The 24,861-nt window shown below is 49.8% G+C and carries 35 protein-coding genes; 2 read left to right on the plus strand and 33 right to left on the minus strand.

What is annotated here, in order from left to right:
- Position 1 precedes the first annotated feature (1 nt).
- From MKZ15_RS15370 to terS, 17 genes are all read right to left on the minus strand, one after another.
- Positions 2-283, minus strand: coding sequence for a hypothetical protein (locus MKZ15_RS15370; protein WP_339816776.1), 282 nt, complete (start codon positions 281-283; stop codon positions 2-4).
- A gap of 17 nt (positions 284-300) precedes the next feature.
- On the minus strand, positions 301-708 hold the full coding sequence (locus MKZ15_RS15375; RefSeq protein ID WP_339816778.1) for a hypothetical protein: 408 nt from the start codon (positions 706-708) through the stop codon (positions 301-303).
- An 84-nt stretch (positions 709-792) separates the two neighbouring features.
- Positions 793-1,344: a hypothetical protein gene (locus MKZ15_RS15380; protein WP_339816779.1), complete on the minus strand. Its 552-nt coding sequence runs from the start codon at positions 1,342-1,344 to the stop codon at positions 793-795.
- Complete coding sequence (locus tag MKZ15_RS15385; protein WP_339816782.1) at positions 1,341-1,754, minus strand: minor capsid protein; 414 nt, start codon at positions 1,752-1,754, stop codon at positions 1,341-1,343. Before MKZ15_RS15385 ends, MKZ15_RS15380 begins: the two co-directional genes overlap by 4 nt.
- Positions 1,755-1,758: 4 nt before the next feature.
- Positions 1,759-2,208: an HK97 gp10 family phage protein gene (locus MKZ15_RS15390; protein ID WP_339816784.1), complete on the minus strand. Its 450-nt coding sequence runs from the start codon at positions 2,206-2,208 to the stop codon at positions 1,759-1,761.
- A complete protein-coding gene (locus MKZ15_RS15395; RefSeq protein ID WP_339816786.1) occupies positions 2,186-2,518 on the minus strand; it encodes a hypothetical protein in 333 nt (110 codons plus the stop codon). Before MKZ15_RS15395 ends, MKZ15_RS15390 begins: the two co-directional genes overlap by 23 nt.
- Positions 2,515-2,889, minus strand: coding sequence for a hypothetical protein (locus tag MKZ15_RS15400; RefSeq protein ID WP_339816788.1), 375 nt, complete (start codon positions 2,887-2,889; stop codon positions 2,515-2,517). Before MKZ15_RS15400 ends, MKZ15_RS15395 begins: the two co-directional genes overlap by 4 nt.
- Positions 2,890-2,899: 10 nt before the next feature.
- Positions 2,900-3,262 (minus strand): hypothetical protein, encoded by a 363-nt coding sequence (locus MKZ15_RS15405; RefSeq protein WP_339816789.1) that lies wholly within the window; start codon positions 3,260-3,262, stop codon positions 2,900-2,902.
- 47 nt (positions 3,263-3,309) lie between these two features.
- The gene (locus tag MKZ15_RS15410) at positions 3,310-4,443 is read right to left on the minus strand and encodes a major capsid protein (protein WP_339816791.1); all 1,134 of its coding nucleotides are present in this window, start codon (positions 4,441-4,443) and stop codon (positions 3,310-3,312) included.
- A gap of 39 nt (positions 4,444-4,482) precedes the next feature.
- The gene (locus MKZ15_RS15415) at positions 4,483-4,860 is read right to left on the minus strand and encodes a head decoration protein (protein ID WP_339816793.1); all 378 of its coding nucleotides are present in this window, start codon (positions 4,858-4,860) and stop codon (positions 4,483-4,485) included.
- A 14-nt stretch (positions 4,861-4,874) separates the two neighbouring features.
- A complete protein-coding gene (locus MKZ15_RS15420; RefSeq protein ID WP_339816794.1) occupies positions 4,875-5,558 on the minus strand; it encodes a scaffolding protein in 684 nt (227 codons plus the stop codon).
- A gap of 87 nt (positions 5,559-5,645) precedes the next feature.
- Positions 5,646-6,254 (minus strand): hypothetical protein, encoded by a 609-nt coding sequence (locus MKZ15_RS15425; protein WP_339816795.1) that lies wholly within the window; start codon positions 6,252-6,254, stop codon positions 5,646-5,648.
- Between the two features lie 109 nt (positions 6,255-6,363).
- Positions 6,364-6,543, minus strand: a complete 180-nt coding sequence (locus MKZ15_RS15430; protein ID WP_339816796.1) for a hypothetical protein — start codon at positions 6,541-6,543, stop codon at positions 6,364-6,366.
- Positions 6,530-7,915 (minus strand): phage minor capsid protein, encoded by a 1,386-nt coding sequence (locus MKZ15_RS15435; RefSeq protein ID WP_339816799.1) that lies wholly within the window; start codon positions 7,913-7,915, stop codon positions 6,530-6,532. Before MKZ15_RS15435 ends, MKZ15_RS15430 begins: the two co-directional genes overlap by 14 nt.
- The gene (locus MKZ15_RS15440) at positions 7,915-9,351 is read right to left on the minus strand and encodes a hypothetical protein (RefSeq protein ID WP_339816801.1); all 1,437 of its coding nucleotides are present in this window, start codon (positions 9,349-9,351) and stop codon (positions 7,915-7,917) included. Before MKZ15_RS15440 ends, MKZ15_RS15435 begins: the two co-directional genes overlap by 1 nt.
- Before the next feature lie 80 nt (positions 9,352-9,431).
- Complete coding sequence (locus tag MKZ15_RS15445; protein WP_339816802.1) at positions 9,432-10,697, minus strand: PBSX family phage terminase large subunit; 1,266 nt, start codon at positions 10,695-10,697, stop codon at positions 9,432-9,434.
- Positions 10,694-11,557: a phage terminase small subunit gene (terS, locus tag MKZ15_RS15450; protein WP_339816804.1), complete on the minus strand. Its 864-nt coding sequence runs from the start codon at positions 11,555-11,557 to the stop codon at positions 10,694-10,696. The genes MKZ15_RS15445 and terS overlap by 4 nt, the downstream gene beginning before the upstream one ends.
- A gap of 96 nt (positions 11,558-11,653) precedes the next feature.
- Between terS and MKZ15_RS15455 the strand changes: the two genes are divergently transcribed.
- Positions 11,654-12,289, plus strand: coding sequence for a DUF4145 domain-containing protein (locus MKZ15_RS15455; protein ID WP_339816805.1), 636 nt, complete (start codon positions 11,654-11,656; stop codon positions 12,287-12,289).
- Here the strand turns inward: MKZ15_RS15455 and MKZ15_RS15460 are convergent, their stop codons facing one another.
- The 5 genes from MKZ15_RS15460 to MKZ15_RS15480 form a co-directional block, all read right to left on the minus strand.
- The gene (locus tag MKZ15_RS15460; RefSeq protein ID WP_339816806.1) at positions 12,290-12,505 is read right to left on the minus strand and encodes a hypothetical protein; all 216 of its coding nucleotides are present in this window, start codon (positions 12,503-12,505) and stop codon (positions 12,290-12,292) included.
- Positions 12,506-12,641: 136 nt separating this feature from the next.
- Positions 12,642-13,940, minus strand: coding sequence for a site-specific DNA-methyltransferase (locus tag MKZ15_RS15465; protein WP_339816807.1), 1,299 nt, complete (start codon positions 13,938-13,940; stop codon positions 12,642-12,644).
- Between the two features lie 62 nt (positions 13,941-14,002).
- The gene (locus MKZ15_RS15470) at positions 14,003-14,893 is read right to left on the minus strand and encodes a restriction endonuclease (protein ID WP_339816808.1); all 891 of its coding nucleotides are present in this window, start codon (positions 14,891-14,893) and stop codon (positions 14,003-14,005) included.
- A gap of 189 nt (positions 14,894-15,082) precedes the next feature.
- Positions 15,083-15,775 carry a hypothetical protein gene (locus MKZ15_RS15475; RefSeq protein ID WP_339816809.1) on the minus strand — a complete coding sequence of 231 codons (693 nt, stop codon included), beginning with the start codon at positions 15,773-15,775 and terminating at the stop codon, positions 15,083-15,085.
- 237 nt (positions 15,776-16,012) lie between these two features.
- A complete protein-coding gene (locus tag MKZ15_RS15480; RefSeq protein ID WP_339816810.1) occupies positions 16,013-16,813 on the minus strand; it encodes a hypothetical protein in 801 nt (266 codons plus the stop codon).
- A gap of 608 nt (positions 16,814-17,421) precedes the next feature.
- Between MKZ15_RS15480 and MKZ15_RS15485 the strand changes: the two genes are divergently transcribed.
- Positions 17,422-17,565 (plus strand): hypothetical protein, encoded by a 144-nt coding sequence (locus tag MKZ15_RS15485; RefSeq protein WP_339816811.1) that lies wholly within the window; start codon positions 17,422-17,424, stop codon positions 17,563-17,565.
- Positions 17,566-17,723: 158 nt separating this feature from the next.
- On the opposite strand, the gene MKZ15_RS15490 is transcribed toward MKZ15_RS15485, so the two are convergent.
- From MKZ15_RS15490 to MKZ15_RS15540, 11 genes are all read right to left on the minus strand, one after another.
- Positions 17,724-18,200, minus strand: coding sequence for an ArpU family phage packaging/lysis transcriptional regulator (locus MKZ15_RS15490; RefSeq protein ID WP_339816812.1), 477 nt, complete (start codon positions 18,198-18,200; stop codon positions 17,724-17,726).
- Positions 18,201-18,297: 97 nt separating this feature from the next.
- Positions 18,298-18,471 (minus strand): hypothetical protein, encoded by a 174-nt coding sequence (locus tag MKZ15_RS15495; protein ID WP_339816814.1) that lies wholly within the window; start codon positions 18,469-18,471, stop codon positions 18,298-18,300.
- Entirely contained in the window at positions 18,452-18,859 is a 408-nt protein-coding gene (locus MKZ15_RS15500) for a hypothetical protein (protein ID WP_339816815.1), read from the minus strand. The genes MKZ15_RS15495 and MKZ15_RS15500 overlap by 20 nt, the downstream gene beginning before the upstream one ends.
- 47 nt (positions 18,860-18,906) lie before the next feature.
- Positions 18,907-19,902 (minus strand): hypothetical protein, encoded by a 996-nt coding sequence (locus MKZ15_RS15505; RefSeq protein WP_339816816.1) that lies wholly within the window; start codon positions 19,900-19,902, stop codon positions 18,907-18,909.
- 3 nt (positions 19,903-19,905) lie between these two features.
- The gene (locus MKZ15_RS15510; RefSeq protein ID WP_339816818.1) at positions 19,906-20,172 is read right to left on the minus strand and encodes a hypothetical protein; all 267 of its coding nucleotides are present in this window, start codon (positions 20,170-20,172) and stop codon (positions 19,906-19,908) included.
- A 2-nt stretch (positions 20,173-20,174) separates the two neighbouring features.
- Positions 20,175-20,681, minus strand: a complete 507-nt coding sequence (locus tag MKZ15_RS15515) for a hypothetical protein (protein WP_339816821.1) — start codon at positions 20,679-20,681, stop codon at positions 20,175-20,177.
- Positions 20,682-20,781: 100 nt separating this feature from the next.
- The gene (locus tag MKZ15_RS15520) at positions 20,782-21,576 is read right to left on the minus strand and encodes a hypothetical protein (protein ID WP_339816822.1); all 795 of its coding nucleotides are present in this window, start codon (positions 21,574-21,576) and stop codon (positions 20,782-20,784) included.
- 27 nt (positions 21,577-21,603) lie between these two features.
- Positions 21,604-22,017 carry a RusA family crossover junction endodeoxyribonuclease gene (locus MKZ15_RS15525; protein WP_339816823.1) on the minus strand — a complete coding sequence of 138 codons (414 nt, stop codon included), beginning with the start codon at positions 22,015-22,017 and terminating at the stop codon, positions 21,604-21,606.
- Positions 22,018-22,181: 164 nt separating this feature from the next.
- A complete protein-coding gene (gene dnaB / locus MKZ15_RS15530; RefSeq protein WP_339816825.1) occupies positions 22,182-23,612 on the minus strand; it encodes a replicative DNA helicase in 1,431 nt (476 codons plus the stop codon).
- Positions 23,563-23,925 (minus strand): replicative helicase loader/inhibitor, encoded by a 363-nt coding sequence (locus MKZ15_RS15535; RefSeq protein ID WP_339816826.1) that lies wholly within the window; start codon positions 23,923-23,925, stop codon positions 23,563-23,565. The genes dnaB and MKZ15_RS15535 overlap by 50 nt, the downstream gene beginning before the upstream one ends.
- Positions 23,912-24,793 (minus strand): HTH domain-containing protein, encoded by an 882-nt coding sequence (locus tag MKZ15_RS15540; RefSeq protein WP_339816828.1) that lies wholly within the window; start codon positions 24,791-24,793, stop codon positions 23,912-23,914. The genes MKZ15_RS15535 and MKZ15_RS15540 overlap by 14 nt, the downstream gene beginning before the upstream one ends.
- Positions 24,794-24,861: the final 68 nt, after the last annotated feature.

Consider the following 24,861-nt stretch of genomic DNA (forward strand, 5'->3'; position numbering starts at 1 on the left):
CTCACCGTCCCTTCATCCGTAATTTCAACGCCTCGTATTGCTCTTGGGCCGACTTCGGCTTAGGCGTCGGTGGCTTCGGCAGAACAGTTACATACCGATTCACAATCGCTTTCCGGGCTTCCTTGTCTGAGTTGTGCGGGAATGCCACGATGTCGATCTGCTCCAGCATCTCAGATGCACGCACTTGATCCTTAAGCATCAATAGTTCGGGCAGATCGATAAAATAATACTCGTTCTCGATCTCGTACTGTGTCTTACTTAGAACAACACAGCAACGGAGCACGAAATCATCGTGCGTTATTACTCTCCGGCCCGATTCATCCGCTTGACTATCGACTGCACGAACTGCTGCGCCATCGGAGGAATCAGGCCGCCTAAGTTTTTTAGGGCTTCGTTCATGTCGTTCTTCTCCCAGGTGAGCCGGAGGAAGTCTGTGCATTCCGAGAATGCTGCGTGCTCGTCAAGGTAGTCCATCGGGATATCGCTTAGTAGGGATGTCAATTCATATATCTCATCTATGGAAACGTCAGCGGCGGCCACAATGAACACCGCGCGGTCTTTTTCTGGAGTCAGGAATAGCTTTACGAGGTAATCGCCAATCGACCCGATATGGTCGGTCAGCTTTTTCAACCGACTGCGGGTTAGCTTAGGGATCTGAACCCTCTTAGAACCAAGCATCACAAGGTCTTTTTTACCGAAGTTGAACATCTTCGATCAGTCCTCTCAAGGAAAATAGAAAAAAGGAGAAGGCGCGTCTGCCTTCCCCCTTGCTTGAATATTCGATTAATTAGATTAGGCCGTAACGGAGATGTCGCCCCAGGTATACAGCAGTCCTTTGGGCGTTGCACTTAAGGACGGATAAGCCATAGCCGAAATGGTCAGCCGGCGGTTGTTATCCAACACATAGGCAGCATTCATATCAAACTTGATGCCGACAGACTCGATGTAAATGAATTGACTCGGGTCGGAGATACCCTGCGGCATAATGACTGCACGTTTACGAGGCAACTCTTTTCCAGCCAAACCGGTTACTTGATACTTCGCTTTCGTCGGGTCGGTTGCATTCTGGACCTTCAAGGCATTCGGGTTATACTTAAGCACCTTCTCAAAGTCCATATCAGGCGTTTCGAAGTTGATCGCACCGGTCGTTCCGGTAGAAATCGACTTCACCGGGGCCGTACCCGTCTGGTCGGTCGTCGGTTCGAAATACGTGGTCGACGTTGTAAACGTGATTCCGCCTTGGGTAAGGTCAATGGTGAGAGCGTCCGTTTCTTCATCGCCATTATCATCGATTCCCCATACAAAAATACCAGGGCCTGCATAGATTTTATCCACGTCACTCATGGATTTTCATCCTCCTTCGTATAGAACATAAAATTTGTCGAGAACATTGGGCGATCACCCTCATCAAGCCCAAGCGGAATCGGTGATGGCTGTGCGGCGGTGCTGGAGATTACCCCTGCAGATCCGGCTTGATAATTCGCACGGCGGTGCAAATGCTTAATGAGTTGCTTCCCCAGTTCCTCGGTCGCGGCCATGTTAGCCGGCAGCGTCTTGTAAGACTTTCCTTTGATGATCACCTGGAATGTCGGCCGTTCCGTTGGTACATACTCGTGGGGAGCATAACCTCCGGTACCGAAGACGAAGAGGCAAGGGAGTTTATTCTCCGGGATTTCTGCCGGGAGAAAGTTGGGGTCCGGATAAACGGTGAAGCCAGCGCCAGTAAGATAGGTGATCAAATCATTTGCAAACATAACGTTATCCCTCCAATACCTTCGAGAGCTCCTCGAGGATATACTGCTCGTTCATCTTCAAGGCGTTCTCCAGGAACTTTTTCCCCGGCAAGTAACCGTTGTATGCTCCCTTGCTTAGCGTTTTTTCACCCGGTGTCAATTCAACCAGCCTACCGTCTTTTGTCTTTCTGAAACCCTCATGCTGCACAACAGCATAGTCGTCTACCTCTGGGCTTGTCCCGAGATCAATATACATGCCGGCAATGGTCCGTTTGACCTCACCAACGACCAAGGCCGCTTCCAGATCACCGGAATCGATCAGGGCAAGCCTTTTAGCGTCAGCAATAACCTTCAATGCCAGCCTCGTGAGAGTTTCATCCAACCTGCGATCAAAGTCCTTCTCCAGCGTATCCAGCCTGTTAACCATCGCCTCAATGCCCTCAAGGCTGCAGCTAAATATTTTGCGGCTTGCCATACACAACGACCTCCTTTACGTCGTCGGTGCCGAGATACTTCCGAACCTCGATATGAGCGATGTCGCAGCGGATCGTGACGCCAAGTTTATTTGCGTAAACGATGTAATCGTCAAATCCTACAGCGTTGAGTCCTGGAAGAAAGATCGTGTATGCGATCTGGACATCTTCGCCGCGGGAATTTCGGATTAACCGCTGCTCCTCGACAACCTTGGCTGATTTATCGGTCGGTGTGGGTGGCAGTGGGCGCCCCCAATCATCCACCTCTGAATGCCAATGGACCACTTTGGCTGGATAACCGAAGAGGCTCATAGGAGACACCCACCAAACTGTTGCTGCGATGTAGCTGCTTCTTCGACCGTAGACCCAAGCAATTCCCGAACTTCAGGGGCGACAACAGGTCGCTCTCCGTTATCTTTGTAACTAATGGATTCCCCGTTGTCCGTGATGCTTTTGACATTATGCTTGAGGTATTTCAGCGCCGGATCGATGCCCTGCAGCTCCCAGACCGCCTGGAAAGCGACGATTGACACGGCCATGGGGCTAATCTCCGGGTACCAACGGGTGAGATTCCGCTCCGCCTGCACGACGGCCACGGTCTGCTTTTGCTCAGAAGCTCGATCCCAGGCATCGGTGTCTAACATATTAGCGGCAATCCAATCAGCCACTTCTTGTCGATCCATCAGACTTCACCTACTTTTGCTCTTTGGCAGCGATCTCCGCGGTCAACGTTTCAGCGTCCTTCTCGTCGGCTCCATCGATGCCGAGCTCCGAAGCCTTCTTTCGGAGAGCTTTCAGTTGTTTCTCAGCTTCCTTCCTGGCTTTTTCCTCTACTGCTTTACGCTCAGCTTCTTCCTTTTCCTCCTGGGCTTTGCGTGCTGCTGCTTCTGCTTCGGCTGCAATTTGCTCAGGCGTTTTCTCGATTTTGACGCCAGCGCTGATTTTTACGATACGATCTCCTTCGGCCTCGTCTACACCATAGATGACATCGTTCGGGCCGTACCATCTACCACCGTGTTTCACGGTGCCAGTTACTTTGATATCCACGGTATTCACGTTTTACCACCCTTTCAAAAATGATAAGCGCCCCGAAGGGCGCCCACTTAAATTACTGTCGCGGAGATTACAGAATCCGCATATGGGAATACCGGGAACGCCAGATTGACGCCCACTGTGCGTACACGCAGCGGATGCCGGCTTGCAACGTCACGGAAAACAAAGATGCCGTTATTCCCGGAACCAACGCTGTCGTAACCGCCCATCAGTTCCTCCGTCGTCGTGGCAAAGAGGTAATTGCCCAGCGCGTCAGACGGCAGCATCACAAAGCGATCGGAGGCTGCCATGCGGACGTTCGTGATCGACAACTTGCCGCTCGATAGAGCATCGTTCTCGACACGCGCTTGCGTATCGTATGCGACAATGCGCGGGAGCCCCAGCGAATCGGTAACAGTATCCAACTGGCTCTTGTTGAGCTGCGGAGGCTGAGCGGTTCCGGAAGGATCGCCGAAGTATTGCTTCCGGATGGAAAGGTTTTGGAGCAGCAACGAGATGATCGCCTGCGTCGTAAACGCGCGGGTCAACTTGACGCCGCGGTCCGCTTGGATTTGATACCATGTTTGGATGTCTGCCAGCGGTGTAGAATTGATGGTATCCGACCACTTATCCGTACCGGACAGCACCGGCTTTTGCTCTGCCGTGTAACCGTAGTCGACGGAGAGTCTGACATCTCCCTCAGCGTAGGATACAGTACCGGTAGATACGGCCTGCATGGCGATCCACTCACGCCGAGCGTTGATGGAATCGACAGCATACTTGGCATCGTCGAGTTGATCCCTGATGATCGATTGGATCTCTTGCTGCCGGAGGCCCTGGCTACGCCCAGCGATCAGAAGCAAGCGGATCAGTTTCTCATCCATCCAACGGCCGCGCTGGATTTTCGGGATTTCCACCCGGTCGCCCTTCACCCCTTCGCGGGACCCGTACCGAGTCTCTGTTCCAAGCTCGGCAATTTGTGCCATGACCGGCAGGCGAGACGAGGATTTGATCACGTCAACCGTGAGCTCGTCAGTTTGGCGAGCAGGAAAAAGTAGGTTTTGCCAGTAATCGTTCTGCACAGTGAGGTTAGAGGCGTATGTCAGCAACTCCTCCCCGGAAAGTGCGTCCTCCAGCATGCTGATTTCATCTGGATCCGCGAACGTTTGAAGATTCAATTTATAGCGAAACTTTTGCGTAGTCATGATATCTTATCAGTCCTTTCAAAAATGATTTATTGTCGATTAGGCGAAAGTGATACCCGGCATTTTTCCCTTGAGGGTAGCATCTACGGCAATCGGGAGACGTGCTGTGATGACCTTGGCGACCTCGTAACCGCCCACCACGGCGTCGCCGTCTTTTACATTGACGGTACGCTTAAGGATCACCGTCGGATTCTGGCTGCCGTCGGTGCCATCAGACTTATACGGAACGTACTTTCCGGTCGCAGTCACCTTCGCCATCGGCATTCCCTTCTTGACGATCTTGTCCCCGTTGACATCGGCGGTGATCGCCGTGGAATCAATCGTGATCCCATTCGTTACCTCGCGGACAACTTCGAGCGATGCCAGGATTTCATAGTCGTCCTGGACTTCAAACAGCGATTTCGGTTGCAAACGCATGATTTATTTCCTCCTTATTTACGGCCCCACGGGTCATTTGCTGCGACCGTGTGAGTGCCTTCCTTTTTTGCCAGTTCGGCCATACGATCCAGCGCCTTCCTCTTGTCGTCAGGGGAGCCGCCACCGCGAACATCAGCACCGAAAGATCCGCTGCCCGGTTTTTGTTTTAACAGGTGTGGCTTCCTCTTGGATAGATCCTCCATTGCTTCCCTGACGCCCTCCAAATCTCCGCGATCATCCTCCTTTACATTTGAAAAGTTGCCCAGGGCCAGAGCGTCCTCCCAATCAGCGAACCCGAGTTCATTCGCCAAAACTTTCACCTCGGCATTCAGCAAGCGATTGAAGGTCTTCTGGTTCTGTTCCTTCTCGCGCTCCTTGATTCGCTCGTCGAGCAATTTCTCGACTTCTGCAGGATCAAGTGAATCCTTTTTGTCGCTTCCCTTGTCCTTTTTCATGGCGGCCTGCATGGCTTCGACCGAGTCAAATCCCAATTCCTTGGCCAGCGCCTTCTTAGCATCTTTTTCAGCCCGAGATAGGCGCGATTGTACAGCTGCGTCGAGTTCAGCCTGCGTGAAGGTCTTACCTTTATTCGGATCGGGATCTGGGTTGGGATTCGGATTCGGGTCCGGATTATTGTTTGGATCCTCGGCAAACAACTGTAGATTCAATGGAAACCGTCTTGCAATATATTCGCGCATCTTTATCCTCCTGTTTTACGTCCGGGTGGACTATCCTCGAATAGCAGTTTTACGTCATACCACGGTTTGGACAAAAGAAAAAGCCGCTCATTTGAGCGACTTTTCATAAATATATAACTGAAGTCTTCTTTGATCCTCTATCCAATCCTTTATACGCATATCTTTGTATATAAATCCATCCCTGCGATAGTCCTTAACCATGATCCTATAAAACGAACGAAGATGAATTGGAAGTGACTGTAATGCTCCAAAATATTTCATCATATCGAATTTAGAAACCATACCGTCATTGGTTTCTATTGACTGTTTGAAACAACTACGTATGGTTCGAATACCTTTTCCCCAGATTACTGCTGCCTCTGGTACAGATAAAAGCTCGTCTATAGTCGGGCGAATAAACGGACCTTCAATCGAAGCGACTCTCCATCTATCAAGAGTTCCACTTATCTGATTCTCGTCGGTTTCATCCCATTCTACATAAATTGATTTTCCTTCTATTAGTTCGTCTTTAATTTTCTTCGGGTCAAATTCGTAATCGCCATCTGAAGTTAACTTTATCTTGCACGGAAAAATTGTCTTAGGCATGAGTAGATTAAGGTCTTCATATGGTCTTAAGCTAATCTGAAATACCCCACTGCCACTATTGATAATTTCTTTTCTTGTTTCATATATTATCCCTAATTCTTCAGCATCCAACTGTTATCCCCTCCATATAGAAACGAATAACAGCTAAACCCACAAATGTCAAACGATTAATAAATTCTTTTTAGAAAAAAAGCCACCTTCGCTTATAAGCAAAGATGGTTCATGGCGCCGTCCAGATCACTTCGGCGACTTCATCATATCTTACCGTAATCAATACTGGTTCCTCCGCGGATATCTCCACTTCGAAGCCTCGCGGCTCATCATAAACTTCAACGATCGTTCCCTCTTGTCCGTCTTTCAAACGAACGACATCAAAAAGCTTTGCTTCAATCCTTGACATAAATGCTCGTCAACCTCGCTTTCCCATCCTTCATCATCCATGCCGTTAAGACATTTGCAGTCTTCCCGTTCGGCCCCTGCAGCGGAAGGATTACCTCGTACTTGTCTCCATAAGGTGTACTTCCTCTAAAATACGCAGGCGCAGAGCCAAGGTTTCGATCAACATTTTTGATTAAATCCTTGTAGTTGCTTTGATTATAACCCAGCGCACTCTGAAAAACACGGGCTTTGTCCTTTCCTTTCGGATGGTTTGGATCAAGGGCATATTGGGTCAATTTAGCGTCTGGTATTTCGGTATTTTTTGAAGCAATAAGACCATAATTCGGTGTCGTTCGTTTAATTTGATCGTTGGCTTTCCGATAAGCCTCTTGCAGCTCGCGGTAGGTTTGGGCATCCCGCGCCTTCAGACTGGCGAACTGCCGTAGATTCGGCGTGTCATTCGGCAGCGTTGCCTTGTACCGGATCCATTGCTTCCGAGTCTCGTTCTTCCGGGCCTTGTCCCGCTGGATCTCGTTGTAACGTCGGATGTTTGCTTCGGTCCGATTGTCGGTAAATGGCCTGTTCGAAAGTTCGATCATGCGCTCCACATCATCTGCGTTCTGGTACTCCTCGATCCAAGCCGACAGGGAGTGCACGCAATGGGCATGGTAGGGCGGTCGGGCATCCAGCCTAGGAAAGCGCGGGTGCGTGCCGCTGATCGAGTACACGCGGCCTTGGTATTTGGCGCAATACTCGCAGGTGATGCCCACATAGTTCACGTAAACCAAGTCGAGACCGTTCTGGACGATCGTGTTTTCCGCCCCAGTGACGTGAGCCTTACGGAGGTTGTACTGCACCACGCCGGCCATGTATTTTTCTGCCGGGATGCGGGCGCCGTTCTTCGTCACAATTCCGGTAATTCCTTGTTGGGTCAGCCGTGTAACCGCCTCTTTTGTCGCCAGTCGTCGGTTGACGCTATCTGTGAGCATTCGCTCCGTCGCCGTCCGGACAGCATCCTCTACCCGGCGTTTAGCGTCCTGCGACATGTTGTCGGTGGCTTCGAGGATCCGGAGGAACGATTCATCCATGATCGCCTGCACGGCCTGCTGGTGGATAAGCGGCTCCAGTACGGTATTGATCTGTTCATCAGGAACACCTTGGGAAATCATGCTGTTCGCCGCCTCATCGACGCCTTCCTTGTATGCCTCGGCCAGTAGCTCAGCCATGCTTTGCGCGGCACCATCGGTTAGGCCGGCGAGGATCTCGACGATCTGCTGAAGTATTTTCTCCCTGCGGCGCCGTGAATAGCTCCCGGACTCGAGTGAGCGGATCAGCTCCAGCAACCGCTCTCCAGCCCGGGTGTACAAAGCAATCAGCTTTTCGGCGTCCGCCATCAGCTACCACCCAAATTCACCTGCGGCGGCTGTGCAAATGTCGGGTTCATGCTGCTCGCGGCCTGTTCGTCCGTAATCTTTTGGATCTCCTCTTCGATCGCCTTCTCAGACCAATCCGGGTGCATGCGGCGGACCGTGGTTTCGAGCGACTGGACGCCGCCGGAATATTTCTCGATCTCTTCGGTATCCTTCTCACTGTCCGCTTTCGGCAGCATATCGCCCCACTCAATAATTGGATTCGAAACCTTCAGGCCGGCATCGCCCAGTGCATTCTCCAAGATCATGCACTTCCGGATCGCGTCCTTGATCGCCGCGTCGAACTTGTCCTTGATCGCTTCGGCTTTGATAACAGATTGAATCCAGAGATAAAGTAGCGCAACTCCGGAGTCTCCCTTGCCTTCCTCCAGCCCGGCGGCCTGCGGAGACGTCTTGCTGATGGCTAGCATGTACTTGATCAATCTGGTGACATGCTCGAAGCTCTGCTGGACCTTGGCATCCCAGGTGATGTACTGCGGTACTGCGCCTGTCTTTTCGTCAAATGACACAACTTCCAAATCAGCATTCCGTACAAAGCGACCGCCATAATCACGCTGATTTTGGTTGGCCACCGTATCCCAAAGGGCCCGGGGGATCGCAAGCTTCGGTTTCCCGTGCTTCTCAAACACGATCGAGTCGCGTGTGATCGTCCAGTTGATCTCCTCCTGCAGACCGTCAATATTACGCAGTGCGGAGCGCCCCCGCGGATAAACCAGCGTCTCATCGTTGGTAACAGCGCCGCAAAGCAGCTCATTCACGCCTTGAAACTCGGTATCTTCCGGAATATCTATCTCATGAGCAGTGGCGTATTCCTTGATGTCGATCTCATCCATCACCGTATCGCCTTCCATACCGAACACATGCTGCTTCACGGTCAGGCTGTTCGCATCGAGGCGTTGCCGTTCAACCCGTAAGTACTTATGTTTCCTCGTTTCCTCGCCCCATTCTTCGATCCAGGCGATGTCGGCGCCGCGGCCGTCGGTGTGCGGGAAATACAGATCCCCGAGCACCCATTCAAACCAAACAGCCCCGGAGGAGTCTCGTCGGGCTCGGTATGCGATCCGGCCGTCCACCTGGTGCTGCGTCACAGCCGCCCAAATCTTCTCGTTTGGCTTGCTTAACGTCACCACGTTCGACACAAAGTCCAATTCTGGACCCTGCTCCACATCCGCTGAGATATTCCCAAGCGCACGGTTCAAGAGATCCGCAGGAACCTCAGCGACCAAGCTGCTGAAGTTGGCCACGATGTACTGATTGTCGGCGCTTAGTACCTTCTCAGCGCGCCGCCACGACCGGATTCCGACCCGGCGGTGAACTACCTTTTTTTCCTGCGTCACCAATTTGGCCCGCGGGAAAATCTCGGCGTGATCGCCGTCGTACAGCAGCCGGTAATACTGCATCGCTTCGACCTCTTGGTCGAATGGTGGTGGTGGGAAGCTCTTTTTCGTATAAACGATTGTCAGTTTGAACACCTTCTTTCTTACCAGCCCGCAGGCCGTTGACTCGTGAATTGCATTTCTGGACGCCGCAACGGTTCGGCGGCATACCGGAGCGCGGCCATCGCATCATCCATGAAGTTGACCGGTTCATCTAAATAAAGGCCCGTTTTCTTGTCCTTCCGCCACGACCACTGCTGTATCTCCTTGATCGTGTTGACGCATTCCGGATGAATGTGGATCTTCCGCTGTTTTAGGTAGTCGATCTGAGCCTGCACGCTGCCCGGCTCCTTAACGACCGCCGTCGCGTTGTACCCGGCGTTCTGCCACATCTGGATCCGGTCCGGCTCCGCGGAGTCGCAATACATGGCAAGGTACTTGCTCAAGCCCTTCCGGTCGGCGATCTCAATAATCTGGTCTGTCGGCAGCTCATGAACATAGATTTCGTCGCAAATAAAAAACTCACCATCTTTAACGCCGACGGTGAGTATTGCGTTTGCGTGGTTGAAACCGAAGTCCTGTCCGTGTTGCATGCTGTCGAACATTTCGAAGGACGTATCAAAATCATGAATAATGAAGTTTTTGAAGATCAGTCCGCCAAGCTCGCCCCACTCGCCTTCGCCATAGATTGCATAGCCTTCGGGGTCCTCGATCTTTCGGCGCTCCATCCGGCGAAAATAGGCCGGATCAATGAAGCGGTTGGTTCGGTACGTAGAATGATGGGTCAGAACGTCGGGGCTCTCCCGGTCGAAGTATTTCCGTTTAATCCAGTGCTGCGCTGATACCGGGTTAAAAGTGAACGTGATCTGGTAATACAGGTTCGGATTCAGCAGTACGCCCCGCAACCGGTCATCGAGGATATCGACGTCAGATTCCTGCAGCTCCGTCGCTTCCTCCACCCATATCCAGACCAGCTTACCGTGAGCAAAGTTTATGGACTTGACCTTTTCACGGTCCCGCACATCGTTCATCCCGCGGAAGATGACCTCGTTTCCTGTAACCCTGCTGCGGATCGTCAGCGGTGATCGAAGAATCTCCCAATACTCATCCGCCTGCTCCCCAAAAATGCGGTTGATAGCACCGGTGAGCTCAGCGAAGGTACTGTTCCGGTTCGTCTCGTTAACCTTGCGAACGCAAAGGAGGTTAGCGCCGGCATACTTCGGATCCCCAAGCTTAAGGATATAATCTTGGGCGATATTTACTGACTTACCGGAACCAGCGCTTCCACGGAGAGCCCGGTAACGCCGCTTCGATCGATTGACCGCTTTGAAGTGAGCATTAAACTGAACCATAACAGCAGCGGCACTCATGATGCATCATCCTCTTCACCGTCTCCATAATCCACAATAATATGAAGCGGAGCTGTGCTGCCAGTCTCTTTCTTTTTCTGCAATTCAATCTGTAAAAGAGCCGTTCTGATATGCTTCTCATCATCAACTGCAATCAGCTTATTCTTCAGATCGATTGCCTTCAGCTTCTTATCTTGTACACGGGTTAACGCCTCTTCCAGCTTTATGATATCGTCGATAGTCCGGTATTCCGTCTCCTCGATCTCGGACTCGACCATTTCGGTCCGGGTGACCGGGATAGATTTAGTGACGCCTGTTTTCTCATCGTGAACAACCATGACATCCTTCAGAGCCGTAAGTTCCTTCAATACTCGCCGCTGCTTCTCGGTAAGACCATTCGTGAACTTTGCTATCCGCTGCAGCATGCGGCGCTCCCGGATGGTCAAGAGTCTAATAGCCTCGTCGGCTTGTTTAACCGGATCGGTATCAACCTGGTCGATCAGCTCCTGCTCGTCCTCCTCGAGGGCATCCATCCAAATCGTTTCATATTCGCCGGTGGTGACCGCTTTTTTGTTGCCGGGCGGTCCACCAGCACCGCCGCGGTTCCCCTTGGCATTCTGATTTCCTGGGGGCGCACCGCCGCGGTTACCGACGGCGTTTTTATTCCCTTTGGGAGCTCCGCGACGTGGAGCGCTCCCTTTCGTTTCAAATGGAGCGCTCCCATTGAGCTCGGCGTCCCAATTGTCCAAAGCCTTCCATTTCCGGACTTTGTTGTCCGGAACAGAAAGAGCGGCGGCGATGTCCTTAAGCTTCATCGTCCCGCCACTCTCAAGCCACATTTGTTTTGCTTTATCCCGCTCGGGGCTACGTTCTCTGGCCATTACATGTACCACCACCCCCATAAATAGATTAAAGGAAAATTAAAAGTCTTATCGAATATTTGCTAGATACAAATATTGTTAAGGAGATTGATTGTTGTGGAGGTAAAATATATCCCACCCAAACTTATGTCACCAGCTTTTCATTGCCCTTTTTGTAATGTATTGACACAACAAACGTGGCAAGCTCCAAGGCAAATAGGTGGTACAAGCGTTTATAGTGAGACGGATCTCAATGTATGCCGTTGTAATCTGTGTCACAAGTCTTCTTATTGGTTAGGTTCAAGGATGATTTATCCACTCACAACAAACGCGCCTTTACCTCATCCCGATATGCCTGAAACATTATCTGATGATTTTGATGAAGCGAGAGACATAGTTAATCGTTCTCCCAGAGGAGCCGCTGCATTACTTAGACTCTGTGTCCAAAAACTCATGATCGAATTAGGAGAATCAGGAAAAGATATTAATAAAGATATCGGTTCCCTTGTAAGCAAAGGTTTACCAACTGCAGTTCAAAAAGCCCTTGATATTGTTCGTGTAATTGGAAATGAAGCGGTACATCCTGGCGAACTTGATCTCCGTGACAATCAAGAGATAGCCTTGCAACTATTCGATTTAATTAATTTCATTATTGAAGATAGAATATCCCGAGAAAAGAGGATAAGTGGGTTATATGCTAAGCTGCCCGAAGGTAAAAGACTAGGTATAGAGGCTAGAGACAGGACTAGATAATTACAATTCATCCTTCTGCAGCTCAATATCAATTTCAATCAACTTCTTTAGGTCATCCACCGTCTTAATCTCAATCCGGCCGTCCTGAAAGTCCTTAACCCACTTGGCGATACCGGCCTTAACAATCTTACGGTATTGCGCTTTCGACTCCAATATCCCTTCCATCACCGCGAGCTCGTGCTGCAGCAGGATGTCTTTTTCTTCTGGTGTTCTCATTGCTGTTCCCCTCGGCTTCCATGTAGAATGGTGTCGAGATAGCGGATATCTGCAAAATGCCACGCGTGGCGGGCCGCTATCTCAGCCGGGGGATACCCTGGGCCAAAGGAAGGACGTTCGCGCGTCCTCCTTTTTTTTATGCCGCGGGTTCGTTGCGGTGCAGCAGGACCGGCTCGATGCCGGTCGCTACCTGGTACCGTTTCTTTATGACGTCACAGAATTTCGGATCCAGCTCCATCGTCCGGCAGATCCGGCCGAGCTGGTCACACGCCATCAGCGTGGATCCGCTGCCGCCGAAAAAGTCAGCGGCGACGTCCCCCCGATGGCTACTGTTTCGAATCGGGATGGCCAGCAGCTCCAGCGGCTTTTGCGTCGGGTGAACGTATTTGCCGACATCGCCGCGGGAAACTTCCCAGACCGTTGACGGTTCCGCGGGTTCCCCGGGCAGGCCGGCACGCCATACTGTTGCCTGCCGGCGATCACCGTACCAGGCCGGCGCTTTGCCCTTCAGGTGCGCGTAAAATACCGGTTCATGCTGCCAGCGGTATTGTGACCAGCCGAAGGACGCCGCGTTCTTTACCCAGACGCATTGACTCCGAACGACAATACCTGCTGCATTCATTGCATCTTCAAACTCCCGTTGATAGGACGATGGGTGAAAAACGTAGATCGCTGCCGTCGGCACCATAACCCCCACGTATTTCTGAAAAACGGCATGCAAAAAGCCCGCGAAATCCTCCGCGGGCATGTCGTCGTTCATTATGCTACTCCGGCCGTCAGCGGCCAGGCGGGCCGAGTCGCTCTCCACGGCAACATTGTACGGTGGGTCTGTCACCACCAGCGCAGCTTTTGAGCCCTCCATCAGCCTGGCGACATCTACCGGATCCGTCGCATCACCGCACATAAGTAGATGCGGGCCGAGCTGCCACACATCTCCGCTACGTGTCTCTGGCTCATCGATATCCTCCAGCGCCTGATTGACGTCGAAATCATCTTCAACCACCGGCTGATCCACGTCCGGTATGTCCGGCAACGCCACGATCAGATCACCGATCTCTTCCTCCTCAAACCCTGACAGCCCCAAATCCGCCCCGGACTCCTGCAGCTCCGCCAGCAGCCTGGCGAGCGCCTCTTCATCCCACCGGCCCGAGACTTTGTTCAGCGCCAGATTGAGCAGCCGCTCCTGCTCGTCGTCCAAGTTGACAACGGAAACCTCAAGCTCCGTGTGGTCAAGCTCGTTAACCATAATCTTATACCGCTGGTGCCCGCCGACCATGTTGCCGGTCCGCTCATTCCAGACGATCGGCTCGACGTAGCCAAATGAAAGGATCGATTGCTTTAACTTCTCATATTCAGCATCGCCCGGCCGCAGATCGACGCGCGGGTTGTAGGCTGCTACGTTGATACGGTCTACCGGGATTGTTTGAATATTCATGTGGATTCTCCTTTTCCAAAAGATAAAGCTGCTCAATGAGCAGCTTGACAGCTCCTATTAATTTATAATTCTTCAATATTAAGAGGCGGGTAATCTTTATAATACTGGAGAGCAGATGTTCCAAATCTAATATCAAAACCTTCTCGGATTGGTCCGTTGTAGTCCTCCCATTTACTTGGATCATTGGGTACCTTCATTTCAATCGTCCAGTTCACTGGAAATGACATTGAGTTCTCGGCCCAATCATAAATACCATCGCCTTTAATATCAACATTGGTATGTTTTAGTTGCATGACCCTTGTTGCCATGAAAATTAAACGTTGAACAAGCAATGACTGTCCGTGTACTTGAACAACTTGCGGAGACTTAAATTTCACTTCTTTTTCATATGGCCCTTCATTATCTAATAGGGCTATTGAGTCTAAATGATGTTGGAACCATTCTAATAAATTCTGCTCTCTTATAAACAAATCATTAAGGGTAGTTTCTGGATCCCAGATATATGGACCAATGCCAAAGATTCTAACATTAAGGTTTTTCCAATCGTAGCACTTTAAATACACGTGATACTCGAATTTCACTTTTGTGTCTAGTTTATCGTTCTGAAGAAGAGACTTTACTCCAATGTCATTCTTAGCACACTTTTCAATTGCTCTATCAGTAAATCCAGAATTAGAAAAAATTAACCCAAAATTTGCATTGATATCTCTCATTTTAGTAATAAATCCATCAACCACGGGGAGATCGACTTTTGCCTTCCAATCTTTACACTCAATCACCCCTAGAAGTTTTCGACCTCCCAATTCCCCTCTTATAACAACATCAAACTGACGAGGATGACCATATTTGTCTATTATTTTTTCATCATGACTGACGCTGGAGTTGGGATCAATTAATCTTTGAATTTCCATCACAGAGACTTCAAATGGAGTTCCACTTTTGCTCTTGCCCACCAACGAACCGCCTCCCGTTATTATGTACATCATCTTTCAGTATCTGACGATATATGAGTTACGGTCAAGGAAGAATTTGGAGAGGCATAAATCCTAGTCGCTTACTCCGGCCAATACGTAAAGATCCCGCGGACAAAAAACAAAAGCCCGAATTCGCGCTCCGGACTTTCGAGTGATCAGCGTACGTGACTATGTCATCTTAGCTGAGGTATCAATAACAACTTTATGAATAGGAGAGGAGACTTCAATAATTTGCATCCAATTATTTACGCCTTCCTTTACAGGAAATGCCGCTAGGTATATTGTCTGAGTATATTGGTTGTTTATTAGATCAGAAAATCTCAGCTCACAAACAGTTTCTAAAATACCTTTACCGTTGTAATCCATTTCCATAGACAGTTTAAAAACTGTTTTATTCCCAACTGCCAACGCAATACCTTTCACGCCGCTCCATAAAACACTATCATCCGATTCAACCAAAATTCCGATAGCACTACCCAGGCCAATATTTTCAATTTCAAAAATAGTTTCAAACTGAAAATTTGGTTCAGTCTTTGATTTCCCAATGAAGGTATCTATAGTTTCAGAATTGTCTGCGGTGCCACCAGTAACTTTTAAGTATGGCATAATAGACATCCTGTTTTGTTCTTTTTGTTTTTCCTTTTCTGCTTGATCCGTTTCACGATAATATTCTATTGTCTTTACAAAGACAAACAGTGTTATAACTCCACTTATTAGTGCTCCTATGTAACTTCCAAGAAAACCAATCCACGATTCCTCATTTCCTATAGTCCAATTTCCCAAAGGTAACCGAATAATTTGACTTAATATAATCGGACTAAGTATAGCAATAACTATCAGTTTCCAATTCTTTTTTATCATAGGTAGTTCCCCGCCCTCCTCTTAGAACAATTATACATAAATCAGTACCTTTTTTACTATTAGAAGTCTTCCTTTGTGTTGAGATGGTCTCCAAGTACGGCATGCAAAAGTAGGACTGTACAGCAACGCTGCGGCCCCTTCCTGCCCTTTTATGTAGCTCTGCCTGTATTCGAACGTTCAGTGGATGAACGCCTGAAATCGGCTCCTATTTCGTCATATGATCAAAGAAAAAGCCCTCTACGGGGCTTTTCGGAATTCAACAATTTCATTTCTCATTTCATCCAATATTTCAATGATAAAATTTCTAAGTATAGGTCTTTCCATATAAACACCATGTTTATTAAGATATTCCTCAACTTCTTTAGTTGTAAACATCCCATTTTCAATGTTAATAAGATTTGAAGAAAGAAGTAACTCCTTAATTTTTTTCGCTTCATTTCTAGTGGTCAGTTTTCTAAAATTAGTACTCTCAGACGATATTGAATAAAACATATTTGAAATTTTTTGTTCTAGGCTGTCCAGTCTGTTAATAAGATATTTTTCAGCTTCAGGAACTTCGACACTCTGAATAATACTATCTGCTTTAATCGCTCTATAAACTGGATTATCAGGCATCGTGTCAATTAATGCCTCATCGATCATTTTTTCAAAGGAATCTTTAAGCTCTAGCACTCCTTTCATATCATTAGTATAAAAGATTGTACGTTGTTCACTAATATCAAAAGGAAGTGGCGTCCCCTTTTCGCATATTTGTACAACTGGTTTTCTTACAGAATGGCGTATAGCTAATTCATATAATACGTTTGGATTCAAACCTGTTAAGTTTGCTACAACCATATCATCATTTATAACATGTTCGATTACTTGCCGAGTTATAGACCCACTTTCGCTGATCCTATGAGCAACCACAGTCTCGATTCCTAACACATTCAAAACAGGTTCTATAACTGCATCAATTACACCATCTGCTTGTCTTCTTATTATTGAATCATCAGGACCTATAGGCGTAATTACAAAACATTTTTTGTTATCGGACATAAAGTGCACCTCCTGCATCATTAATTTCGACATCAGGAAGTATTTCCCTTCTTAATACACTGTTGCTTCGTACAAAACTGTTTCGTCCCTTCCCATCGGCCCCAAATACATCCCTTACACCGTTCTGGCTGCTTTGGTATAGATTGTAACCGTTGAAGCTTAATCCGTTTCTCAGCCATGTCTCCGCTCACCCCGCTTCCTTGGCGAATCAGCTCTGCCATAAGTAACCCTGATCAGCCAATTGATGATATTCACGATCCATCACACTCCGTTCGATAAAATAAAAAAGCCGCTCCGGAAAAGGAGCGACTTCGGATTCTATATTCAGTTCATACCTGCAAAGAGATCCTCCAGAGCATTGCGACCGTACCGGCCGCAGCAAAAACGCTTCGCTCTTTGCTTAAAAGATAACGTACTTAGTTACTAGAGAGGAATGAAAAGACCATTTTAACGAGCTGCAGAAAATAGAGTCAAAAAGCTAACTCTCTGATTCACCGCTAATTAAAGCCCATAACTTCGATTTTCTCCTTCTTCCTAACTTTTTTTGATATTATTCATTAAAAGGGTTATTCTGGAAGTAGTGAAATTCTATGAAAGGAGGAATAGTATTGGATAAAACTCAAGATTACATAAAGAGAGCAGTCTTGGTTCTCTTGATTCTCGTAGCAGTTATTGGTTTCTGGAAAGGCCTTGTTAGTGCTTTCGAAGATCTTCCGAATAGAATAGCGGAAACAGCTCCAAAGTTTAATTAACAGAAAACGGCGAGAAGAGTTACGCCCCGGTTTCAATGCCGCATTCATGCGGCCGTGCGTGTCATTCTCGCCTGATTTCCACAATACAAATATAACACTCAAAATGTCCAACGAACGGCAACAATTCGGAATTTTTCCGGCAATAAACCGGAAACGATTTACACCACCACATCTTTAGTGTCCTTAAATACTTCAAGACCCATCGCAGCGGCAAGAATGAAAATAGCGCCGGCCTTTATATACCTGAACTTTCGATCACTCATTCCTAACTCGCCGCAAAGAATATAATCAAACTCTCCTTCGTCATCCAAGTAGCACCGCTCAATTACTTCCCGCTCGGTACTAGACAACTTGTTCATGGCAATCTCCAACAATCTATCTTTTTCCTTCAATTCGGCTTCCTTGTCTACATTCCAAGTCGCAATATTCTCCGTCGGTTTGCTTACCTGATTCGTTGCTCCGTGGTAACGTGGGGAATAGGCTGGTGTCATAGCCGCTTCCCGCCGGACGAATCCAATCTGACGGTATTGCCGGACTTCTTCGAGACGTTCCTCAATAGCCGCACGAGTAGCAGCCTCATCGATCGGCATGATGTTGAATGCTAACTGAAGTGGATTTCTACGTCTTTTCCCCATCGCGATCCCCTCACTCATGTTATAATCTGTGTGAGGAAACATTTTCCGATTGACCCCCGCGCCCTGCCAGGTTTTGGGGGTCTTTGCTTTTGCAACTTTAACCGCCGCCCCATTTCTTGATGTATTTCCCGTTATGTCCTTTCTGCGGGGCCGTTATGGTATTGTCCGGCCGTTTACGTGGTGGTGGCGGTCCGTCTGCGCCGATCTTCTTCAGATGTTCGGCCAATTGTTCCGGCGTCCAGTGCTTCACATCAAGCCCCTTGTCCAACATTGGGTTCACCTTCTCCCAATTCTTCAATGATCGAAGCCATAGCCGTTTTAACCCATGTTACCAACGTCTCAGGCAAGGTATTCCAGCTAAGAATGTATTCGAAATCGCCTCTTGCCTCGACCAATGCCTCCCGTAGCCGGGCGATCTCTTTATCCTTTTCTGCTCCGGTTTCGAAACCAACGATCTGTAATTCACGAGGCCTGTTTCCCTTCTTAATAAATCCCTTGTGAACCAAAACCTCCAGTAACTGAAATGCAGTGGAGGACGACTGATACTGCATGTGGTCGGCGATCTCCCGGACGGTCGGCGGATATCCTTTACCGGCTACGAATGATTTTATGAATTCCAGCGCCTCTGCCTGGCGCCGAGTTAATGGTTTGTTGTTCAAGATTATTCCCCCTGTCAAAATGGTGTAATCCCACCGAAGCTACCGGTTCACACCGCTTCTTGTTGGGATCCAAACACCTGCTGATTATGTGCCCAGAAAAACCGCTGTACATGATCCGTCACATCCTGGCCGGGAAGCAGCTCCGCAAGATCCGTGGCCACGAAACCAACAACCGTCTGCAGCAACTCGAATAGCTCACGCATGATCCGCTCCCGGTCCAGGCCGGCCGATTCAAACGTTCCGCCGAGGGCATCCAGCCCGCGGTACACATTCAACCGCTCCCGGACAGGATCCGTGCCGGCTACAATCGGAACGTGCAGCGTGACCGAATCGCCAAAAACCGGTGCTAAAACCTTACTGGCCTGGCCCGCTACTGAAAGTTCCCTCTTCAGACGCCCGATTTCATCCTCCAGCTCCGCGATCCGCACGCCGGCTTGATCGGAAATAACAGCAGCTCCAGACAAAGCATCCTTCAACTGTGAGATTTCATCGGCCTGCTCCCTTGAAACAGCCTGGAATCGCTTCTGAACGCTCTCCGCTTCTTCACGAGCCTTTTTCAGTTCACCTTCAAGATCAGCAATATACTCGTCCTTACGCTCGGCATCGTTCTTCCAAAGAGCAACGGCTGCCTGCAGCTCTGCCAATGCCTGTTCCTGCATATCAGAGTGTTTTTCTTCCGCAAGGGGTTCGGCTTTCGGCGTCAATCGCGCCGGCGCCAAAAGCTCCAATTCCCGCTCCTCAGCATCTACCTCCCTAATCCCCCACTCTTTCAGCAGACCATAAAAGGTCGGCTGGCCAACCCCCAACTTTCTGAAAATCTGAGTTCTGGTCTCCCCGCTCAATCTTTTCTGCAGGTACTGCTCTTTGGTCATATTGATCTCAGCTTTTACTCCTTTGGCCATTTCTCCCAAACCTCCCCTGTATTTCTCCAGTTCTTCCGGAGACAATTTGTATTCAATCACCGGACCGCTCCCGCGAGTAAGAGCTTCAACATCCCGCCGCGGCACCGGTGTTACATTTCTCTCCCTCGTCCTGACTGCCACCGCCTACACCCCCACTTTGCTCAATTCCATCCCTTCCGTTTCATCCATCGTGATCGTAGCCATTCCGTCCCACTTTTCCCGAATTTCCGTTGCCTTGGCCGTAACCGCCGCGGCTTGCTTGGGTTGCAGCACGATGGCCATGGCTTCTTCATAATGCTGAGCTGCTTTCGCGTAAGCTCGGGAATGGATGAAATTCATCCAGTTCCAGAACTTATTGTTTGAAAATGACTTCACTTTTTGAAATACACGTCGGCGTTCCTGTTCGGTCATGGTTATCCCTCCTGGCTAAAGTATCTTTTCGCCTGTTCCGCTGCCGACAGCAGCCGTTTGAACGACGTACCGTCATCTTTCAACACATCAGGATGCCGCTGCTTTGCCAACGCTCGAAACCGGTCTTCTACTTCTGCGATGTCCCCGGGAGTGCTTTCGAAACCAAGTTCCCGGAAGAATTCAGGAATGACTACCGGAGGTGGAAGGAACCGCATGCCTTCGATCCAGTTCTGCAGATCGTACAGCCCGCGTTCGACCAGCCTGGCCAAGTCCTCCAGTGCCAAGACAATCTGTGCAAAGGCGTCGCTGCCATACTTAATCGTTTGCCCCTTGGATTTTGCCTTTTCTACCGAATAATCAAATCGGTAAAGTTGCCCGCGGTATCGGAACTCCACCCAGCCACCGTGTCGGCCCCAGTCGTAGTTGTACTCGTTGGCGCCGAAGCGTTCCATGACCTTCGCCAGTTTTTTTTCGTAAAAATCCGGATCGGCATACTGTTTTCCGGCCAAATCAAGTCCTCCTTTCCGATAGATAAGATCATACGTTTGGTCACCCGGCCGCAACCGGCCCTCCCGGATCGGGATGACCCGGGGTATGGAAGGAAGCGGCTTACGCCGCTCCCCCGCCATTCATCAGCTTTTTCACATGGTCCTTATATTTGCGAAATTTGGAATTGAGTTGGCTACTCGGGATCCCAATTTCTTTAGAAATCCCCATCCACGTCTCACCGTTCCGACGCTTTTCCAACAACGTAGGGAAATCCAGGTCGACGTCCAGGTCCGCGAATATCGGCCGATTCTTGATGATAAAATCTTCGAGCGCTTCCTTGCTGATCTCAACCTCACCCATAATTTCTCGTTCATAGTCAGTCAATTCATTTTCAGGATCATCCGACACCTGCCCGCTGCCGCTCTCCGTGAATTCCATATCCCCGCCGGCGTCGTCGCCATCCGTCATCCAGCCCGGGAGATCCTCGTCAAGTCGATTCTCCGAGCCCGCTTGCTCCGGATCGCCGACACCCTCTCCGCCTGCAGGATCCGTACATTCATGCACATCGCCTGCGGAGTCGCCCTCTTGTTCTGATTCCCTGCCGAATAACGTTTGCTGATTCTCGTCTTCATCCTCGCCGTCCGGTTTTTCGACCTTAGTCACAACGCCGGAGGAATCAGCGGTCACCCAGCGGCCGGTATGATTTTGATACATTGGGTCGTCCTCGCCGAAATCAAGCGACGCTTGTGGGTCACCCAGAAAAACATGAACCGGCTCACCTTGATTACTACTCAAAAATACAAGGTGCTTCTGTGCCTCTTTTAGCGGAATCAGGAGCTTTAGCTCGACATTCGACTCCTTGATATTGATGCCCTTTGCAATTTCCGCGGAAAACTTTGCGAAATCTTGTCCCATCCCTTATCACTTTCCCCTCTTAGAAAATTAGAATAATTCCTTGATTTTGACCTCTATACGCGGCCGGGCGCTGTATCGCTTCCGGGCATACACATCAACGACCTGACTGTCATCCCGCCAGATGATTCCCTTCAGCGCATCCTTGACGCCTTTAAGGTAGTTGTCCACGTCCGGCTTGGTTGTCGGCTTAATCTCCCCTGCCTCAGCAAGTGACGCCTTCCGCTTGCTGAAGCTTTTCGGAGTGGAGCGGTACACCGTCAGGACCATGCCTATTGGTCCTTCCAGCGGTGCCGACGGTGCATGCTCCGAAGCGGCCAAACGAATATAATCTTTATAATGCCGGGACTTCGCCGGGTCATATGCCTTTGGAAACCCTCCGGCTGTACTGAACCTCGGCCGTCCCTGCGCGACGGGCTCGCCGTATACGGTGAATTGAATCATTTTGCTTCCCTTCTTCCTTCACGAACTCAGCCGGTAGTAAATAAAAATCTATGATAAAAACTTCGCCGACCAATTTGCCCTCATCATCGTGGATAACTTCCCACGGAACCTCTTGGAAAAACGGATCAATAAGTTCCTCATTACGCATGACGTCCGCCCCCTCCTCACGACGCCCATTTTCGTCGGTGCATATCCGGGATTGGTTTTTCCGGCCTTGGCGGCTCCGGTCCTGGATCGATATGGTTCCGATCGTAATCAACGAATTTATTGAACTGCTTCAGGAACACCAATTCGACCGTCCCGACCGGACCGTTCCGCTGCTTGGCGATGATGATTTCGATGATATTTTTCTTCTCGCTCTCCTGGTTGTAGTAATCGTCCCGGTACAGAAACGCCACGATATCGGCATCCTGCTCGATGGAACCGGATTCCCGAAGGTCGGACATCATCGGCCGCTTGTCTTGCCGCTGCTCCACACCCCGGCTCAGCTGGGATAAAGCGATGACCGGTACGTCCAGTTCCCGGGCCAAGTGCTTCAGCATCCGAGAAATCTCGGACACTTCCTGCTGCCGGTTTTCCTCCCTGCGGCCACGGCCGGCACTAGCGATCAGTTGCAGGTAATCGATCACAATCAATCCGAGACCTTCCTGCTTCTTCAGCCGGCGGCATTTCGCCCGTATGTCGGACACCGTGATCCCCGCGGAGTCGTCGATAAAGATGTTAGAGGCACCCAGAACGCCGGCGGCTTCGGCCAAATTGAGCCAATCATCTTCACCCATGTCGCCATTCCGGAGCCGGTTGGCTTCCAGGTTGCCTTCAGCGCTAACCATCCGGGCTACGAGCTGCAGCGCGGACATCTCCAGGCTAAAGATTGCAACCGGATCCGAACTCCGGACCGCAACATTCTGCGCGATGTTCAGCGCAAATGCTGTTTTCCCGACGGACGGCCGAGCGGCCACGATAATCAAGTCGCTCTTTTGCAAGCCTGCAGTGATGCCGTCAAAATCTCGATATCCAGTCACCAAGCCCGTCACCTTGCCGGTCTTAAACGCTTCGGACTTGGCTTCAGTCGTCTCGACGACCTCTATGACCACGTCCTTGATTCGCTTAAAGTCCTGCGGCGGTGCCGCCCGATCGGCCAGCGTGGTTGCTACCTGCTGTGCCGATACGACTAGGCGTTGGATGTCCTCTCCCGCCGCGGCCGCTTGGACAACAAGGGAGCTGGACCGGATAAACTCCCTGAGCATCCACTTGCTTTGGACCGACTTTACGTATGATTCCATGTTTGCAGTGGTCGGTACGGCATGCGCCAATTTGGCCAAGTAGCTGACGCCACCTGTATCCTCCAACTCCCCTCGGTCCTTGAGCCGAGCCGTCAGCGTAACCAAATCTATCGGCTGTCCCTCATCGGCCAACTCTACAATGCGTCGGAAAATGATTTGATGGCCGGCATGGTAAAAAGCCTCGGGCACCAACGACTCGGTATATTCCAGCGTTTCCGGATCGATCAGGATTGCCCCAAGTACAGAACACTCGGCGCCTAAATCATTCGGCATCTCCGGAAGCATCGTCTCCGGAACCGAAGAGTTTTGCATAGACTGCCTCCTTCCAACCGGGCGGCGGCGGACATGCCTGCTTCGCTGCTTCTTCCCGCGCCGCGAAGTATTCGGCGGTCCTCGCTTTCATTCGGTCGCGCTCGATCTGTTCGCCAAGGTTGCCGCGAATCTCCGCGATGTTCGGCGGATACTTGCTTGTCCGGATATGTTCGTCGACGTTTTGCACGGCCCGGTCAAAGGGAAAATCATGAAGGTATTTAAAATGGCGATCAACGTTCTTATCACTCGCATCAAAGTTTGGGTAGTTTTCAACCAGCAGCATCAACAGTTTTGCAACTTCACCTCTGTGCATGCTTACTTTCCTCCTCCTGAGCAATCCGCCTCAAGTTGTCCAATTTCTCTTGCACTTTCTGTTGGCCCCGCCGTGGGGAGTATCCACGGGCGACCGGGCGGTTCGGCAACGCGCCATCGGTTATGGACTCGTCCACTTGCGATTTGCTCCACTCGTCAAGGCAGCGAGGGATGCAGTAGGCCATGTTCCTGATTTTGTCCCAAGCGTGCTTGGGCTTGTACTCTGCAAATGATTTGTCGATGCTCCGCTTCACGGTCTCCAGCGGAATGCCTGTTGCAACCATCTTCTTGATTTCGTCGAAATCCGTAGCACTGACATTCAGACCTTGGCCGCGTCTCATGCAGAAGTATTCTTCGACCTCATGAGCAAGTTTCAAAATGGTCTCGGGATCAGTGATAACAACAACAGCATTGTGTATCTCTGTAATATCTTTTTTAGATCGGAAGTTTCCTTCCGGATGATCGGAAGATTCCTGCCGATCTCTACTGTCAAGATCGGAAGAATTTTGCCGATCTCCTTGGTCAGAGTGGAATTTATCTTCCGATCTGTTTTTGAATTTTTTGGAGTTTCGAACGGTGAAAATAAGTCCGTATGGCGCTCTGGTGACTCGTATGTAGTGGTTATCTTCGAGCGTCTTGATCCATGATCGAATTGTCCTGTCTGAAACCCCAAATTCTTCTTCCAATTCACTTATCTTAACTGGCTTATTCCCGAGGACGATCCCCCAGACTGTTCCGTCCTTTTCCTTCTCGGATGTCGTGGAGCTGATGCACCAAAGGAACAGCCAGATTGCTGAACCTATTTTTTTGTAATGTCTATGTTCCAAGATTCCTGAATACATCGGAAAAGGGTAACTGCCTTCGGGCATTCGCTCATCCCCTAAACTTGCTTTCTATCGTCTCGCAAATAAACGATGGGATACTTAACTCGGATCAC

This window comes from Paenibacillus sp. FSL R7-0216, assembly GCF_037969915.1.
GTDB lineage: Bacteria > Bacillota > Bacilli > Paenibacillales > Paenibacillaceae > Fontibacillus > Fontibacillus rhizolycopersici.

Excerpts from the sequence above, each read along its gene's own strand:
- MKZ15_RS15475 (WP_339816809.1), bottom strand. The coding sequence starts at position 15,775 with ATGATAAAAAAGAATTGGAAACTGATAGTTATTGCTATACTTAGTCCG.
- MKZ15_RS15535 (WP_339816826.1), bottom strand. The coding sequence starts at position 23,925 with ATGCACAGAGGTGAAGTTGCAAAACTGTTGATGCTGCTGGTTGAAAAC.
- MKZ15_RS15490 (WP_339816812.1), bottom strand. The coding sequence starts at position 18,200 with ATGGGGAAAAGACGTAGAAATCCACTTCAGTTAGCATTCAACATCATG.
- MKZ15_RS15510 (WP_339816818.1), bottom strand. The coding sequence starts at position 20,172 with ATGACCGAACAGGAACGCCGACGTGTATTTCAAAAAGTGAAGTCATTT.
- MKZ15_RS15480 (WP_339816810.1), bottom strand. The coding sequence starts at position 16,813 with ATGTCCGATAACAAAAAATGTTTTGTAATTACGCCTATAGGTCCTGAT.
- MKZ15_RS15430 (WP_339816796.1), bottom strand. The coding sequence starts at position 6,543 with ATGTCAAGGATTGAAGCAAAGCTTTTTGATGTCGTTCGTTTGAAAGAC.
- MKZ15_RS15420 (WP_339816794.1), bottom strand. The coding sequence starts at position 5,558 with ATGCGCGAATATATTGCAAGACGGTTTCCATTGAATCTACAGTTGTTT.
- dnaB (WP_339816825.1), bottom strand. The coding sequence starts at position 23,612 with ATGCAAAACTCTTCGGTTCCGGAGACGATGCTTCCGGAGATGCCGAAT.
- MKZ15_RS15540 (WP_339816828.1), bottom strand. The coding sequence starts at position 24,793 with ATGCCCGAAGGCAGTTACCCTTTTCCGATGTATTCAGGAATCTTGGAA.
- MKZ15_RS15390 (WP_339816784.1), bottom strand. The coding sequence starts at position 2,208 with ATGGCAAGCCGCAAAATATTTAGCTGCAGCCTTGAGGGCATTGAGGCG.
- MKZ15_RS15460 (WP_339816806.1), bottom strand. The coding sequence starts at position 12,505 with ATGAGAACACCAGAAGAAAAAGACATCCTGCTGCAGCACGAGCTCGCG.
- MKZ15_RS15375 (WP_339816778.1), bottom strand. The coding sequence starts at position 708 with ATGTTCAACTTCGGTAAAAAAGACCTTGTGATGCTTGGTTCTAAGAGG.
- MKZ15_RS15445 (WP_339816802.1), bottom strand. The coding sequence starts at position 10,697 with ATGAGTGCCGCTGCTGTTATGGTTCAGTTTAATGCTCACTTCAAAGCG.
- MKZ15_RS15410 (WP_339816791.1), bottom strand. The coding sequence starts at position 4,443 with ATGACTACGCAAAAGTTTCGCTATAAATTGAATCTTCAAACGTTCGCG.
- MKZ15_RS15400 (WP_339816788.1), bottom strand. The coding sequence starts at position 2,889 with ATGGATCGACAAGAAGTGGCTGATTGGATTGCCGCTAATATGTTAGAC.
- MKZ15_RS15415 (WP_339816793.1), bottom strand. The coding sequence starts at position 4,860 with ATGCGTTTGCAACCGAAATCGCTGTTTGAAGTCCAGGACGACTATGAA.
- MKZ15_RS15465 (WP_339816807.1), bottom strand. The coding sequence starts at position 13,940 with ATGAATATTCAAACAATCCCGGTAGACCGTATCAACGTAGCAGCCTAC.
- MKZ15_RS15495 (WP_339816814.1), bottom strand. The coding sequence starts at position 18,471 with ATGTTGGACAAGGGGCTTGATGTGAAGCACTGGACGCCGGAACAATTG.
- MKZ15_RS15380 (WP_339816779.1), bottom strand. The coding sequence starts at position 1,344 with ATGAGTGACGTGGATAAAATCTATGCAGGCCCTGGTATTTTTGTATGG.
- MKZ15_RS15520 (WP_339816822.1), bottom strand. The coding sequence starts at position 21,576 with ATGGGACAAGATTTCGCAAAGTTTTCCGCGGAAATTGCAAAGGGCATC.
- MKZ15_RS15435 (WP_339816799.1), bottom strand. The coding sequence starts at position 7,915 with ATGGCGGACGCCGAAAAGCTGATTGCTTTGTACACCCGGGCTGGAGAG.
- MKZ15_RS15440 (WP_339816801.1), bottom strand. The coding sequence starts at position 9,351 with ATGCAGTATTACCGGCTGCTGTACGACGGCGATCACGCCGAGATTTTC.
- MKZ15_RS15525 (WP_339816823.1), bottom strand. The coding sequence starts at position 22,017 with ATGATTCAATTCACCGTATACGGCGAGCCCGTCGCGCAGGGACGGCCG.
- MKZ15_RS15395 (WP_339816786.1), bottom strand. The coding sequence starts at position 2,518 with ATGAGCCTCTTCGGTTATCCAGCCAAAGTGGTCCATTGGCATTCAGAG.
- MKZ15_RS15385 (WP_339816782.1), bottom strand. The coding sequence starts at position 1,754 with ATGTTTGCAAATGATTTGATCACCTATCTTACTGGCGCTGGCTTCACC.
- terS (WP_339816804.1), bottom strand. The coding sequence starts at position 11,557 with ATGGCCAGAGAACGTAGCCCCGAGCGGGATAAAGCAAAACAAATGTGG.